This is a genomic window from Couchioplanes caeruleus (assembly GCF_003751945.1).
Lineage (GTDB): Bacteria > Actinomycetota > Actinomycetes > Mycobacteriales > Micromonosporaceae > Actinoplanes > Actinoplanes caeruleus.
The window spans coordinates 5,296,253-5,310,569 of record NZ_RJKL01000001.1 but is presented as its reverse complement, the minus strand read 5'-3'; the positions used below and the strand labels follow the sequence as shown (position 1 = coordinate 5,310,569).

Annotated in this window: 11 protein-coding genes; 2 read left to right on the top strand and 9 right to left on the bottom strand. The window is 72.5% G+C overall.

Going from position 1 to position 14,317, the window contains the following annotated elements:
* Nucleotides 1-74: 74 nt before the first annotated feature.
* Nucleotides 75-2,246, top strand: a complete 2,172-nt coding sequence (locus EDD30_RS23690; RefSeq protein WP_244945378.1) for a transposase — start codon at nucleotides 75-77, stop codon at nucleotides 2,244-2,246.
* Nucleotides 2,247-2,719: 473 nt separating this feature from the next.
* Here the strand turns inward: EDD30_RS23690 and EDD30_RS23680 are convergent, their stop codons facing one another.
* The 5 genes from EDD30_RS23680 to EDD30_RS23660 all read right to left on the bottom strand — a co-directional run bounded on the left by EDD30_RS23680 (nucleotide 2,720) and on the right by EDD30_RS23660 (nucleotide 9,476).
* Nucleotides 2,720-3,307 carry a GTP-binding protein gene (locus EDD30_RS23680; protein WP_071807363.1) on the bottom strand — a complete coding sequence of 196 codons (588 nt, stop codon included), beginning with the start codon at nucleotides 3,305-3,307 and terminating at the stop codon, nucleotides 2,720-2,722.
* A gap of 1 nt (nucleotide 3,308) precedes the next feature.
* Nucleotides 3,309-3,683 carry a DUF742 domain-containing protein gene (locus EDD30_RS23675; protein ID WP_071807367.1) on the bottom strand — a complete coding sequence of 125 codons (375 nt, stop codon included), beginning with the start codon at nucleotides 3,681-3,683 and terminating at the stop codon, nucleotides 3,309-3,311.
* 92 nt (nucleotides 3,684-3,775) lie between these two features.
* Nucleotides 3,776-4,180, bottom strand: coding sequence for a roadblock/LC7 domain-containing protein (locus EDD30_RS23670; RefSeq protein ID WP_014447580.1), 405 nt, complete (start codon nucleotides 4,178-4,180; stop codon nucleotides 3,776-3,778).
* Entirely contained in the window at nucleotides 4,177-7,965 is a 3,789-nt protein-coding gene (locus EDD30_RS23665) for a nitrate- and nitrite sensing domain-containing protein (RefSeq protein ID WP_123678478.1), read from the bottom strand. Before EDD30_RS23665 ends, EDD30_RS23670 begins: the two co-directional genes overlap by 4 nt.
* Nucleotides 7,966-8,408: 443 nt before the next feature.
* Complete coding sequence (locus tag EDD30_RS23660) at nucleotides 8,409-9,476, bottom strand: adenosine deaminase (RefSeq protein ID WP_071803207.1); 1,068 nt, start codon at nucleotides 9,474-9,476, stop codon at nucleotides 8,409-8,411.
* A gap of 26 nt (nucleotides 9,477-9,502) precedes the next feature.
* Here EDD30_RS23660 and EDD30_RS23655 point away from each other — a divergent pair, with 26 nt between their 5' ends.
* Entirely contained in the window at nucleotides 9,503-10,303 is an 801-nt protein-coding gene (locus EDD30_RS23655; protein WP_071803206.1) for a putative RNA methyltransferase, read from the top strand.
* On the opposite strand, the gene EDD30_RS23650 is transcribed toward EDD30_RS23655, so the two are convergent.
* The 4 genes from EDD30_RS23650 to EDD30_RS23635 all read right to left on the bottom strand — a co-directional run bounded on the left by EDD30_RS23650 (nucleotide 10,300) and on the right by EDD30_RS23635 (nucleotide 14,315).
* On the bottom strand, nucleotides 10,300-10,977 hold the full coding sequence (locus tag EDD30_RS23650; RefSeq protein WP_071803205.1) for a DUF4272 domain-containing protein: 678 nt from the start codon (nucleotides 10,975-10,977) through the stop codon (nucleotides 10,300-10,302). The genes EDD30_RS23655 and EDD30_RS23650 overlap by 4 nt on opposite strands.
* A 6-nt stretch (nucleotides 10,978-10,983) precedes the next feature.
* On the bottom strand, nucleotides 10,984-12,261 hold the full coding sequence (locus EDD30_RS23645; protein ID WP_071803204.1) for a thymidine phosphorylase: 1,278 nt from the start codon (nucleotides 12,259-12,261) through the stop codon (nucleotides 10,984-10,986).
* The gene (locus EDD30_RS23640; RefSeq protein WP_071803203.1) at nucleotides 12,258-12,974 is read right to left on the bottom strand and encodes a cytidine deaminase; all 717 of its coding nucleotides are present in this window, start codon (nucleotides 12,972-12,974) and stop codon (nucleotides 12,258-12,260) included. Before EDD30_RS23640 ends, EDD30_RS23645 begins: the two co-directional genes overlap by 4 nt.
* A 72-nt stretch (nucleotides 12,975-13,046) precedes the next feature.
* A complete protein-coding gene (locus EDD30_RS23635; protein ID WP_071803223.1) occupies nucleotides 13,047-14,315 on the bottom strand; it encodes an ABC transporter permease in 1,269 nt (422 codons plus the stop codon).
* Between the last annotated feature and the right edge of the window lie 2 nt (nucleotides 14,316-14,317).

The following is a 14,317-nucleotide window of genomic DNA, read 5'->3' as shown; positions in this document are numbered from 1 at the left end:
GGCACAGCCGCCAGGCAGCCGTGCAACTCGAGGTAGGTCGCGAACAACCCTCACCTGGGGAGGAGGACGACGCCGTGGCGCTCGTGCGCGTGTACTGCGGTCTGGCGTCGGCTGATGAGACGGTGCGCACGGCCTCGGCCGGATCGGCACTGACCATCGCCGTGGTGGACGACGCGGGCCGGCTGCTCGGCGTCCACGAGATCAGCGACGACCCGGCCGGGTACGCCCAGCTCGGCACGCTGCTCGTGGAGCGGACGAGCGGCTTCGCCGAGGCCGCGGTGGCCGCCGACAGCGACGACCACACGGTCACCTCCCTGCTGACCGCCGCCGGACGCCCCCTCGTGGTGGCCGACGACGACTCCGCCGACGACTTCGCCGAGCGTTTCTCCGACGACGAGTCCCCCGAGGAGATCGCCGCACCGCCCGCCGCCCGCCGCGCCGTGGGCCTCGCCCGCGCACTGCAGGCCGGCGCCATCGCGGCCGTCACCATCCCGGCGCCGCGCGAGCTGGTCAGCTACAAGCCCGTGCTCGCCGCCCACATCGCCATGCTCGACGGCCGGCACGCCGCCGCGATGGCCCTGCGCGAGGTGCTGCGGGAGCTGTATCCGGCGGCGCTGCGGGCGTATCCGGACCCCGCGCACCCGCTGGCCCTGGCCGTCCTGGACGCGCTGCCCGAGCCCGGCCGCCTCACCAGCCGGGGCAAGGACGCCCAGCAGGTCGCCGAGGAGGTCGCCGTCGAGCTGACCCGCGCCGGCGCCGGCACCGAGGACCAGGTCGTCTCGGCGGTCACCGCGCTGGTCGTGGCGATCAGCGAGTCGCCCCGCCGCGGCGGCGTCAACAAGGCGCTCGCCCCGGCCGCCGCCGACGCGATCCGGCACGCCGTCGCCGCGGTCCGGTCGTGCGACTCGGCGTGCGAGGCCCTGGTCGGCACGCTCGCCGCACGGTCCGGTCAGCAGGCCGGCACTGCGCGCCGCCAGGCGGGTTCCCGCCGGGCGACCGAGCCGGACGCCGCGAGCCTGCCCACCCGCACCTCCGCCGCCGCACGCCTCGGCCGCCGCAGCCGGCCGGAGCCCACCGTCTCGGGCAACGGCCCGGTGACGCCCCGCCCGATGACCTCCCCGCCGGTCGCGCCGGAGCCGGTCATGCCGCCGCCGCTGGCGCCCCGCCCGGTGACGCCGCCGCCGGTGGCCCCGGCCGCCGGCCTGCCGAGCCGCACGCCGAACCCCGGCCCCGCCAGCCGCCCGGTCTCCGTGCCGCCGCCCCCGCCGGGAATGACGCCGATCACGCCGGGCACGCGCCCGTCCTCGGTGCCTCCGGCCGACGCCGGGCAACCGTTCCGCCCGACGCTGACCAACGCCGCCATGAGCAGCGCCCGCGCCGAGCGCCAGCGCACGGTCATCCCGCCCAGCACCCGCACCGGCGCGACGGACTTCTCCCTACCCATGCCGGTGCAGCGGTCCGCCTCGGAGACACCCGAGCCCGGCTCGCGCGCCAACTGGCCGCTGCTCAACGGCGACGAGCCGGCCGAGTCCCCGGCCGCGCCGCCGGCCACCCTGCCGGCCGCCACGGTGAGCGGCCCGCCCGCCGACGGCCGCGTCAAGCCGCCGTGGCAGGACATGCCCAAGGAGCCGCCGGCGTTGCGCCTGGTGGAGTCCGGCCTGGCGAACACCTCGGCGGACATCACGGCGATCACCGAGCCGCCGTCCCTGCGCCTGGTCGACGAGCGCGCCGGCCGCAACGGCCGCGCCGCGGCCCGTCGCGCCCCCACGCTGACCGCCCTCGACCGCAGCACCACCCCACCGGTCCCCGCCGAGGGCGACGGCGACCTGCTGATCTTCGCGGCGGCCCGCTCGGCCTGGTTCACCGGTCACGACGAGTCCTCGACGACCTCGGCGGCCGACCTCGACTGGACCAGCCCCATGGACACCGGCTGGCGCGCGGCGGAGAAGGCCTCGGCGCCGGAGGTGGCCGCGGAGACCAAGGCCGGCCTGCCCAAGCGCGTCCCGCAGGCAAACCTGGTGCCGGGCTCCCCCCTGCGCGAGGAGCGGCCGCTGCGCATCGTCCGCGACGCCGCCAGCATCGCGGCACACACCACCGGCTACTTCCGCGGCTGGCGCCGCGGCCAGGAGATCGGCGGCTACGCGATCGGCGGACGCCCCGGACGCGAGTCCGCAGGCGGCTGGGACTTCAGCCGCGACGGTCAAGAGGTCGAGGACTACCGCAACGCGGGCTACCCCAGCCGCTGACTACCCGATCGAGCTCAGCGCAAGTCTCCGAGGCGTAGCCTTCGAGGCCTGGCCTTCTTGACACCCACGGGGCTTTGGTCGCTCAGCATCGCGCTCAGCGGCTCTCGAGGGGCTCCATGCTCTCCGTCCGGGTGCGCGTGCGCTCCGTCCGGGTGCGCGTGCGCTCCGTCCGGGTGCGCGTGCGCTCCGTCCGCGTGCGCTCCGTCCGCGTTCGCTCCGTCCGGGTGCGGCCCTGTCCGCGCACTCCGTCCGGGCATGGCCCCGTCCGCATGCGCCCCTCCGCGTGCGCTCCGTCCGGGTGCACTCCCTCCGTGGCCATGAAGTGGGCGAAGGCCGCCGCCCGCGACACCGGAGGGAATCCCGACTTCGGCGAGCCATACGTCCTTCCTGGACGAGAACGCTCGCTTGATGAACGGCATCCGAGCATGCAAAAGTCCCGCTCTGTCGCACAGAGCGGGACTTCTGACCGGCTGTCAGGCGGGCGCTACCGCGCGCGATCGGCGCATCGTCAGGACGTACTCGACCAGCGAGATGAGTACGTTCTTCGTCGACTCGCGGTTGCGGGCGTCGCAGCTCACCACCGGCACGTCGCTGGAGATCGCGAGGGCGTCGCGAACGTCCTGGGCGTTGTGGTACTGCATGCCGTCGAAGCAGTTGATGGCGACCAGGTACGGCAGCCGCCGGTGCTCGAAGAAGTCGATGGCGGCGAAGCAGTCGGCGAGCCGACGCGTGTCCACCATGACGACGGCGCCGATCGCGCCCCGGACCAGCTCGTCCCACATGAACCAGAAACGCGTCTGGCCAGGCGTGCCGAACAGGTACAGGATCAGGTCGCGATCGATGCTGATGCGGCCGAAGTCCATCGCCACGGTGGTCGTCGTCTTACCCGGCACCTGCCGGTTGTCGTCGACACCCACACCGGCGGAGGTCATGATCGCCTCAGTGGTCAGCGGGGTGATCTCCGAGACGGACCCCACCAGCGTCGTCTTACCGACGCCGAACCCACCGGCGATGACAATCTTCGCCGATGTCACGCGTCCGGCGGTCGGCCGGCGCGCCATGTCAGAGCCTGCGAAGTCCACTCAGCACCCTTTCCAGCAGTTCCGTACCCACCGCATCGGTCTCATCCTCCAGCGATGTCGGCTCGTAGACCGCCACCAGGCCGTCGTGGGCCATGTCGGCGACGATCACTCGAGCCACCCCGAGCGGTAGTTGCATGCGTGCGGCGATCTCGGCCAGCGACTGCACTCTGCCGCCGTCGCACATCGCCGCGATGTACTGGTGTTCGCTCCCGCCCCTGCCGGTACCGGTGGAACGGCCGCGGACGGTGGTCTCGACGAGCGCTTCCAGCGCGATCTCCAGCTTGGGCCGGGTCCTGCCACGGGTTACGGCGTACGGTCTGACCAGTGCGCCGGTCGGCTCATCGCGTTCGGGCATCGTCACCGCTCACCCCATCCCTAGGCCCATAGAAGTGTCTCGTGTTGTCAAGCGTTTGGACAGATACCGGACGGATCCGGAGAACCATCCGTTCAGCCGAGAACCCCGGCCGCTGAGCGCGGAGCCGGCGTCAGAGCCTCGCCCACGCGGTCCACCAGCAGCGCCATCTCGTAGCCCACCTGGCCGACGTCGCAGCTCCGGGCCGCCAGCACGGCGAACGAGGAGCCGTCGGAGATCGACATCAGGAAGAGGAACCCGTTGTCCATCTCCACGACCGTTTGCAGCACCGCGCCGCCCTCGAAGCACCGCGCGGCGCCCTGGGTCAGGCTGACCAGGCCGGAGGCGATGGCCGCCAGTTGGTCGGCACGGTCACGGGGGAGGTCCCGCGAGGCCGCGAGCAGCAGACCGTCGGCGGAGACCGCGATCGCGTGCGCAACCCCGGGAACGCGGTCGGCGAAGTTGGCGAGGAGCCAACCCAGATCCTGCGTACTTGTCATGCCTCATGCTCCTTGCCAGCCTGCGAGGACTGCTGCCCTCCCGGAGTCTCCTCCGGGTTGGTCGATTGATCCTTCGTGCGACCCCGCTGCACCCCGCGGTGGTACGCGGACAGCAGCCCACGCACCGATTCGGGAGTGCGGCGTTGCACCGAGGTCTCGGCCCGGTCGACACCGCCCGGAACGAGCTGCGCCATCGGCGTACGGCGCGGAAGGCCGGCCGTCGTCGTGGTCTCCACCGGCATCTCGGCGGCCTTGCGAGCGGCATGCCACCCCTCGTCGGCCGCGGTCTGCCACGGGTTGACCGGTCCGCCGACGCCGGGTGTGCCGGCCGAGGTGCCGTTGACGGCCGAGCCGTTCGAAGCCGTGCCGTTGACGGCCGAGCCGTTCGAAGCCGTGCCGTTGACGGCCGAGCCGTTCGGAGCCGAGCCGGTGGCGACGGCGCCCACGGGTGCCGGCTCCCGGCCACCGTCGCGTGTCTCCGGCGAGGCGGCCTGCTGCGGCACGGCGGCCGTGCGCGCCGGCTCCCCGGTCGAGAAGCGCTGGGTGCTGACCACGTCGTCCTGCAGCTCGGCCGGAGGCGCGAGCTCGGTGGACCGCGGCTCGGTGACCCGAGACTCGGCCGGACGGGCCGTCGTGAACCAGGCCGACTCGAGCTCCCGGAAAATCGGCAGCTCCATCGTCTCGTCGGAGAACTTCGCCTGGCCGTCACCGGCCCGCTGACGGGCGGCGGCCTGCGCGGCGGCGATCTGCGCGGCGGCGGTCGCCTGGGCGGCCGCGGCCTGCTGGGTCGCCGCCTCGTGCGCCGCCGCGGCGGCCGCGGCGGACCGCTCGGCCTCGCTCTGCGGCGACGACTCTCTCGACGGCGTCGCCTTCTCCGCGCCGGCCGGCCGGGCGACCTGCGGCTGGGCTCCGGAGCCGGCGCGCTCCGCACGGTAGTGCGGGAACTCGGCGGTCAGGTCCAGGGCGGCCGCGAGGCTCTCCGGAACGGGCGGGGTGCCGTGCTCGCGGTCGGCCGACACCGGCGGCCACGCCGGCGGGTTGGCGGCGGCGGGCGGGGCCGACAGCGGCCGGTCCACGCTCGGCGGGGCCGAGAACGGCCGGTTGGTGCTCGGCGGGGCCGAGAACGGCCGGTCCGCGCTCGGCGGGGCCGAGATCGGCGGGCCCGACACGGGCGGCGCCGACACCGGACGGCCACCCGCGTACGGCGGCGCGGACGACACCGGCGGCGCGGAGACAGGCGGCACCGGCGGCGCCGAGACCGGCGGCACGAAGGGCGACCGGCCCTGCGACTCCGGGCTGGGCGGAAGCTGGCGCGGGATGGTGTGCCCGAAGGAACCCGTGTCGTCCGGCCGGAACGTCTCGCCGTTACGGCGCTGCGGAAGCGCCTCGCCACCGGCGAAGCCCTGGGGGCCGGCCTGCGGCAGCGGCGGGATCGGCTCGTTGCTGCGCGGTCCGTGGTAGCCGTTGGCGCCACCGGCACCGTTGGCGAAGCCCTGGGACTGTCCGCCGAAGCCGTTGGAGGAACCACCGAAGCCGTTCGGCGGCTCGAAGCCGTTGGACGACGCGCCGGTCAGGTCGGACCAGGCCGGGGCGGAACGACCGCCACCGGTGCCGAGCATGCCACCGGTGGGAATCGGCGGGTTCGGGTCGAAGGGGCGCCCGCCGGGGTAGCCACCCCTGCCGTTGGTGCCGCTCTCGAGCGCCAGCGGCGGCTCGGCGAACGCGGGACGGGCGTGCTCGGTGCCGCCGAAGGATCCGGCGCCGCTGGTCGCGCCGGCCGCTACCCGGGCGGCCATGGCCGGCGTCACCAGCACGCCGACCGGCAGGCCGACGTCGGCCACGGTGCCACGCTCGGTGTCGGCCGGACGCAGCTCGACCTTGACGCCGTGCCGGTTCGCCAGCCGGGCGACCACGACCAGGCCCATCATGCGGGAGACGGCGACGTCCACCATCGGCGGGTTGGCCAGGCGCTCGTTGAGGTCGCGCAGTTGCTCGCGGCTGATGCCGATGCCGCGGTCCTCGACCGAGAGCACCACACCGTCGCCGAGACGCCGGGCCTCGACCACGACGTGCGAGTTCGGCGGGGAGAACGCGGTCGCGTTGTCGAAGAGCTCGGCGACCAGGTGGACCATGTCGTTGACCGCGTGCGCGGACACCTCGATGTCCCGGTCCATCATGCCGAACTCGATACGGGTGTAGTGCTCGACCTCGGACTGCGCGGCGCGGAGCACGTCGATGAGGGCGGCGGGCTCGCGCTGGACCCGGGTGGAGTCGGCGCCGGCGAGAACGAGGAGGTTCTCGTCGTTGCGGCGCATCCGGGTGGCCAGGTGGTCGAGCTGGAAGAGCTCGGCCAGGCGGTCCGGGTCCTCCTCGCCACGCTCCAGGCGGTCGAGGTGACCGATGAGCCGGTCGACCAGGATCTGCGAGCGGCGGGCGAGGTTGACGAACATCGTCGAGACGGAGGAGCGGAGCGCGGCCTGCTCGGCCGCGGTGCGGACGGCTTCCAGGTGGACGGCGTTGAACGCCTCGGTCACCTGTCCGAACTCGTCCCGGCTGCGCACCGGCAGCGGCTCGGCAACCTGGTCGGCCACCTGGGCCGGGGTGAGCGAGCCGGTCAGCGCGGGGTCACGCAGCCGCTCGACCGCCTGCGGCAGGCCGAACTGGGCGACGTTGAGCGCGCCCTGGCGCAGCTCGCGCAGGGAGCGGGCCATCGACCGGGCGACCAGCCAGGCGAAGACGATGGCGAGCAGGAGCATGCCGAGCAGGATGCTGGTCTCGATGAAGACCCGGCGCTGCACGTCGTCGCGGATGTCGGTGGCCTGGTCGACGATCTGGCCGTCGAGCCGGTTCTCGACGCTGCGGAACAGGTTGTTGTAGCCGGTCATCGAGGTTTCCCACGACTCCCGGTTGAACGAGATCTGCGTGGACTGGTTCAGACCGAGGTTCTTCAGCGGAGTGATGATGTTGTCGGCGGCCCGCTTGGCCGGCCCGGAGACGACGCGGTCGACGAGGGCCTCGTCCTCGGCGGTGGCGACCCGGCGCATCGCATCGTCGGAGATCGCGAAACCGGTGTCGGTCAGCAGGAACTCGCGGCGCAGCGCGGTCGTGAAGTTGGTGTTCTCGAGAATCTTGTGACCGACGTTGCGCTGCTGGGAGACGAAGTCCTTCGACCGGGCGACGCCGGCGACCACTCGCAGCCGGTCGCTCAGCGCGGTGTCCAGCGCTAGCTGGGCCGACGCCTCACGCACGCTGAGCAGACCGCCGATCATCGCGCCGTAGGCCGACTCGATGTCCTCGATGTCGAGGTTGCCGTTGGAGGTCTGGCTGCGGACCGCGGGAAGCCCCTCGAGGTCGCGGTCGAGCTTCACCAGAAGCGTGTTGACCTGCGGGGGAATGTCGTCCAGGGCGGCCTTCTGCTGCGAGTACGGCAGCTTGGCGGCGTCGACCTTCGGGTGCTCGCGCCGGTAGTTGATGTCGGCGGTGTCGCGGTCCTTGGTGCCCTCGTCGGTCGTCGCGATCATCACGGCGTAGGCGCGCTCGTTCTGCAGGTGGTCGACGAGCCCGCCGGCCTCCCGGGAGAGCACGGACAGCGTCCGGGCGCGCTCGGCGTTGGTGGCCTCGTCGATGTGGTCGAGCAGGCCCTGGGTGCCGACGACGATCGTCGCCAGGGTCGGCACGAGCATGATGAGCCCGAGCTTGGACCAGATGGGGAGGTCCCGCAGCCGGCCTGCCGGCCGGCGGAGACGCGACATGACAGCGTTCGCCGTCTTGGGGCGCTTGCTCACGTCACCGTCCTCCTGATTCGGACCCGGTTGTCGGATCACCGGGCACCGCACACGGCCGACTCACCGGTCGGGCCCCCGAGATTCCATCACGACGAGTGTCAAAGAGAAAGAGCAGCCTGACCCGGACCGTTTGTGTGACGCGAAGCGGCGTCCGGAGACGCCGACATCGCCGGCCAGTCATCACTGCTCGTATATGGCAAGTCTCTTAACGTCACTCGATTCAGTCGGCGCGCCCGGGTTCTCGTGCGTGCCGATCTGGCCCGATCTCTTTCGATCGCGCAGCACAGACGATGGCTCGCACGGAAGCCGACGGCAAGGCAAGATGCCGGATTATGCAGTGTTTGTAGACGCCATCTGTCCGAACGGCTGAGCCACCTGACCGAATCGCCAGTTTCATACGACGAAAGTACGCTCGTGTCCCTCATGCCGGTTAAAAGCGGACTTCATGCCAGCAACTTCGCGTACGCCGGCTTGATCTCGTCGTTGATGATGGCCAGTCGCTCGTCGTAGGGGATGAAGGCCGATTTCATCGCGTTGATCGTGAGCCACTGCAGTTCACCCCAGCCCCAACCGAACGCCTCGCACAGCAGCGCCATCTCCTTCGACATCGAGGTGCCGCTCATGAGCCGGTTGTCGGTGTTGACCGTGACCCGGAACCGCAGGTCCTTCAGCAGCCCGATCGGGTGCTCGGCGATCGAGGCGGCCGCGCCGGTCTGCACGTTGGAGGACGGGCAGAGCTCCAGCGGGATGCGCTTGTCGCGCACGTACGACGCCAGCCGGCCCAGGTTTCCGGCGGTGATGTCGTCCACGATCCGGACCCCGTGCCCCAGCCGATCCGCCCCGCACCACTGGATGGCCTGCCAGATCGAGGGCAGACCGAAGGCCTCGCCCGCGTGGATGGTGAAGTGGAAGTTCTCCCGCTGCAGGTACTCGAAGGCGTCCAGATGCCGGGTGGGAGGGAAGCCGGCCTCGGCGCCGGCGATGTCGAAGCCGACCACGCCCTGGTCCCGGTAGCGCACGGCCAGCTCGGCGATCTCCTGCGAGCGGGCCGCGTGCCGCATCGCGGTCAGCAGGGTGCCGACCCGGATCCGCCGGCCCTGGGCCGCCGCCTCGGCGGTGCCGTCCTGGAAGCCCGCGTGCACCGCGTCGACCACCTGGTCGAGGGTCAGGCCGGACTCGAGGTGCTGCTCCGGCGCGTACCGGATCTCGGCGTAGACGACGCCGTCGGCGGCGAGGTCCAGGGCGCATTCCTTGGCGACCCGGTGCAGGCCCTCCTGGGTCTGCATCACCGCGACCGTGTGCGCGAAGGTCTCCAGGTAGCGTTCCAGCGACCCGGAGTCGGCGGCGGCGACGAACCACTCCCCCAGCCGTGCCGGATCGGTCTCGGGCAGTTCGTGCCCGACGGCGTCCGCCAGCTCCACGATCGTCGCGGGTCGCAACCCGCCGTCGAGGTGGTCGTGCAGGAGAGCCTTGGGAGCCTTGACTATGTCGTCGTAGGAGATGGCAGTCATCAGCAGATGTTAGAGGGGCGCGGCAGATGATCGACGGCGCATTGCCATACCTGCGGTGCCCAGTGTGTGGCGGAACACTCGCGCGACCCGGCGAACGGGCGCTGAGCTGCCCGCTCGGGCACTCTTTCGACATCGCCCGGCAGGGGTACGTGAACCTGACGGCGGGCCGATCGCCCCACTCGGGCGACTCGGCCGACATGATCGCGGACCGGGAGGCCTTCCTGGCCGAGGGCCACTACGACTTCATCGCCGAGGCGCTGGCCGCGGCGGCGCTCCCGGACGGCCTGGTGGTCGACGCCGGTACGGGCACCGGCCGCTACCTGGCCGGCGTCCTCGAGGCCCACCCGGCGGCACAGGGCCTGGGGATCGACGTCTCCAAACCGGCCCTGCGCCGCGCCGCCCGGGCGCACTCGCGGGCCGCGGCGGCCCTCGCCGACCTGTGGTGCCCGCTGCCGCTCGCGGACGCCTCGGCGAGCACGGTGCTGAACGTCTTCGCGCCCCGCAACGGCCCGGAGTTCCGCCGCGTCCTGCGGCCCGGCGGAAGGCTGCTGGTGGTCACCCCGGCCCGGGACCATCTCGCCGAGCTCATCGCCGCGTTCGGGCTGATCAAGGTCGACCCGGCCAAGGCGGAGCGGGTCGCCGGGGCACTCGGAGAGGGCTTCACGCCCGAGGACACCACGACCCACCGCCGTACGCTGCGCCTGACCGCGGCGGAGACCCGTACGTTGATCGGTATGACGCCGAGCGCGCGCCATGTCCCGCTCGAGGTCACCGGGACGCACGAGGTCACCGTGGCCGTGGACGTGGTCGCGTACCGCCCGGTCTAGACCGAGAGGTCGACCTCTTCCCATTCCGGCGGGCGGTCGTGATATGGGCCCGAGAAGAGCACCGCCCACTCCAGGGCCCACCGCCGCTGCCCGACGGCGTTGCTGTCGACCTCGCCGGGCGGGCGCACGCCGTTGCGCTCGGCCTCCTGGAACGCCCAGTCGAGGCAGTAGTAGAGGTCGAGCAGGACCGCCGCCTCGACCGCGTCCCGCGGCGCCACCAACGACCGCGACCGCCATTCGTTGAACAGCTCCCCGCCGGGCAGGTCCGGCATCTGCCGCATGAACCTGTCCTCCGGCGGGGCCGTCGGGTCGAGGTGGCGGCTCAGTCCGAGCAGCCACGCCAGGGCGAACACCGCGTCGTGGTGCAGCACGAACGACCGGTGGTCGCCCCGGTCACCGGCGACGAACTGCCACTCCGGCGGGGTGACGAAATCCACGAGCTTCGAGGCGAGCAGCCAGCTCATCGCGGTCTCGGCGGGCATGCCGAAGCACCGGCCCACGACCACGTGCAGCACCGCGGCCCGGGCCTCCAGCTCCGCCGTCGGCCGCAGCTCCACGCCGTCGCCCGGCTCCCAGACCAGCGGGAACGTCGGCGGCGGCAGCGGCAGGCCGAGCCGTTCGAGCTCGTCCAGGCTGGCGTCGCGTACCGCTCGGGGGTCGGGGGCCGCCTTCATGACCGCTCAGGCTATGCGGTCGAGGAGCAGCCGCCCAGGCTCGGGCGCGTCCTGCGCGATGCGGATCGCACCGGCCGCGTCGGCCTGCGCGGCGGGGATCCGGCCGGGTTCGTCGGTACGCAGCTCCAGCAGCACGTCGCCGGCGCTGACCCGGTCGCCGGGGCGCACCTTGAGCACGACGCCGGCGCCGGCGCTCACCGGATCCTCCTTGCGGGCCCGGCCGGCACCCAGCCGCCAGGCCGCCAGGCCGACGCCGAGCGCGTCCACCGACGCCACCACGCCGTCCTCGGTCGCGCGCAGGAACTCGGTCTCGCGGGCGACCGGAAGCGGCGCGTCCGGGTCGCCGTCCTGGGCGCGGATCATCGCCTTCCACGAGTCCATGGCGGCCCCGGAGCGCAGCGCCTCGGCCGGGTCGGCGTCGATGCCCGCCGCGGCGAGCATCTCCCGCGCCAGGGCGAGGGTCAGCTCGACCACGTCGGCCGGTCCGCCGCCGGCCAGGACCTCCACCGACTCCTCGACCTCGATGGCGTTGCCGATGGTGAGGCCGAGGGGCGTGTTCATGTCGGTCAGCAGCGCGACCGTCTTCACGCCGTGCGCCCCGCCCAGCTCCACCATGGTCCGCGCCAGCTCGCGCGCCATGTCGAGGTCCTTCATGAACGCGCCGGTGCCGACCTTCACGTCCAGGACCAGCGCGCCGGTGCCCTCGGCGATCTTCTTGCTCATGATCGAGCTGGCGATCAGCGGGATCGCCTCGACGGTCCCGGTGACGTCGCGCAGGGCGTACAGCTTGCGGTCGGCCGGGGCCAGGCCCTCGCCCGCCGCGCAGATGACCGCGCCCACGTCCTGAAGCTGCCGGACGAACTCGTCGTTGCTGAGCCGGGCACGCCAGCCCGCCACCGACTCGAGCTTGTCGAGGGTGCCTCCGGTGTGGCCGAGGCCCCGGCCGGAGAGCTGCGGCACGGCGGCGCCACAGGCGGCCACCAGCGGGGTCAACGGCAGCGTGATCTTGTCGCCGACGCCGCCGGTGGAGTGCTTGTCGACGGTCGGGCGGGACACCGCGGACAGGTCGAGCCGCTCACCGCTGGCGATCATCGCGGCGGTCCAGCGCGCGATCTCGCCCGGCGCCATGCCGCGCAGCAGGATCGCCATGGCGAGGGCGGACATCTGCTCGTCGGCGACGACACCCTTCGTATACGCGTCGACGACCCAGTCGATCTGCGCGTCGGACAGCGTGTGCCCGTCCCGCTTCGCCCGGATGACATCCACAGCCGCGAATTCCGTCATTGTTGTTGCTCCCACCTAGCGCCGATGCCTTCCGGCGGTTCACCTTCGCCGGCCCATGAGAGCCCGCCTTCCGCGTCCACCACGACCACCCGGGACGTACGGGTGCGACCCCAGGTCACCGCCGCGGCGACGTGGGGGAAGATGGGCCCCTCCTCGAGGATGCCCTTGTCGGCGTCGCTCTCCTCGGGGCTGCCGCCGGAGCGCTCCCAGTATCCGGTCCAGACCTGTGTGCCGCCGGAGAGGTCCGGGTGCACGAAGACCGTGCCGCGGCCGCGCCACCGGGCGAGCTGGGCCGGCACGTCCGGCACGGCCGACGCCCCGGTGACCTTGTCGATGTCGTCGGGACCGAACGCGTTCGGCAGCAGCTCCGCCATCCGCAACGGCCGGGGCAGCGCCTCGACCAGGCACGCCGGGCCGCCGTGCTCGTAGAGGAGCTGGCGGCAGCGTCCGCACGGCATGAGCGGCTGCCCGTTGGCGTCGACGCACGAGACCGCGACCAGCCGGCCTCCACCCGTGGCGTGCAGCGAGCTGACCAGCCCGCACTCGGCGCAGAGGGTGACGCCGTACGACGCGTTCTCCACGTTGCACCCGACGACCACACGGCCGTCGTCCACCAGTGCGGCCACCCCGACGGGAAAGTCGGAGTAGGGCGCGTACGCGTGCCGCATCGCCTCGATGGCCGCGGCCCGCAGCGATCCCCAGTCGATCTCCATGCCGCCGATTCTGCCCCACCCCGTTACGGTGCGGACCGGCTCCCCTTCAAGGACCGGCCCGCACCCTGCGGATCAACTCTTGATGTACGGCTGTCCGTCGGCCGCCGGGGCGCGCACGCGGCCCACCAGGCCCGCTACCGCCACGATCGTCGCCAGGTACGGCAGCATGTTGAGGAACTGGCTCGGCACCGGGCTGCCCACCGCACTCAGGTACGTGGCCAGCTTCTGCGCGAAGCCGAAGAACAGCGCCGCGCCCAGCGCCCCGAACGGCGTCCAGCGGCCGAAGATCAGGGCGGCCAGCGCGATGAAGCCCGCGCCCGCCGTCATGTTCTTGTTGAAGCTGCCGGTCGCCGCCAGGGTGAAGTACGCCCCGCCCGCACCCGCGATCAGGCCGCCGATGAGCACGTTCAGGTAGCGCAGGCCGCGCACCCGGATGCCGACGGTGTCCGCCGCCGTCGGGTGCTCGCCGACCGCCCGGGTCCGCAGACCCCAGCGCGTCCGCGAGAGCCCGAAGTGCACCACGAAGACCAGGATCAGGGCGAGGAAGACCAGCCCGTTGGTCTGGAACAGCACCGGCCCCACCACGGGGATGTCGGCCAGGACCGGGATGCTCCACTCGGGCATCTTCGGCGGCTGGTTGTACGACTGGGCGTCGGGCTGCATCAGCCGCTCGTAGAGGAACCCGGTCAGGCCGAGCGCCAACAGGTTGAGCACGATGCCGACGACGACCTGGTCGACGAGGTACCGGATGGCCAGCACGGCCAGGATCGCCGCGATCAGCACGCCGCCGAGGGCCGCGCTGAGCACGCCGGCCCAGACGCTGGTGGCCATCGTGCCGACCAGGGCGGCGCCGAACGCACCCATGAGGAACTGGCCCTCGATCGCCACGTTGACCACGCCGGAACGCTCACCCAGGACGCCGGCCAGGGCGCCGAGGATCAGCGGCACGGCCAGCTCCAGGGTGCCGCTGGCGGTGTCCACGAGCGGCATGAACTTGCCCGCCACCTGCCAGCACAGGAAGGACAGGACGAAGGTCAGGATGCCGAGGCTGAGCACACCCGTCTGGTACTTGCGGAGCAGGCCGGCCAGGAGCACGGCGCCCGCCGCCAGCGAGACGATGCCGAAGAGGATCGCCCCGAACTGACCGTTGATGGACAGCGCGGCGCCCTCGGCGTCCTCGCTGAGCGTGAACCGGGCGGTCTCCGAGGCCGCGAGGGCGCCGAACACCACCGTCGCCACGAGGCCGATGAACACCACGCCCACGCCGAGGCGCCGCTGCCGGTCCCAGAACCGTGCGGGCGCCGCCGCCGTCGCCGTCTCTTCCACTGTCGCCGTCGACATGC

Bases quoted from the DNA above. Each gene is read 5' to 3' on its own strand.
- EDD30_RS23680 (WP_071807363.1), bottom strand. From the start codon at position 3,307: ATGGCGCGCCGGCCGACCGCCGGACGCGTGACATCGGCGAAGATTGTC.
- EDD30_RS23675 (WP_071807367.1), bottom strand. From the start codon at position 3,683: ATGCCCGAACGCGATGAGCCGACCGGCGCACTGGTCAGACCGTACGCC.
- EDD30_RS23670 (WP_014447580.1), bottom strand. From the start codon at position 4,180: ATGACAAGTACGCAGGATCTGGGTTGGCTCCTCGCCAACTTCGCCGAC.
- EDD30_RS23660 (WP_071803207.1), bottom strand. From the start codon at position 9,476: ATGACTGCCATCTCCTACGACGACATAGTCAAGGCTCCCAAGGCTCTC.
- EDD30_RS23655 (WP_071803206.1), top strand. From the start codon at position 9,503: ATGATCGACGGCGCATTGCCATACCTGCGGTGCCCAGTGTGTGGCGGA.
- EDD30_RS23650 (WP_071803205.1), bottom strand. From the start codon at position 10,977: ATGAAGGCGGCCCCCGACCCCCGAGCGGTACGCGACGCCAGCCTGGAC.
- EDD30_RS23645 (WP_071803204.1), bottom strand. From the start codon at position 12,261: ATGACGGAATTCGCGGCTGTGGATGTCATCCGGGCGAAGCGGGACGGG.
- EDD30_RS23640 (WP_071803203.1), bottom strand. From the start codon at position 12,974: ATGGAGATCGACTGGGGATCGCTGCGGGCCGCGGCCATCGAGGCGATG.
- EDD30_RS23635 (WP_071803223.1), bottom strand. From the start codon at position 14,315: ATGTCGACGGCGACAGTGGAAGAGACGGCGACGGCGGCGGCGCCCGCA.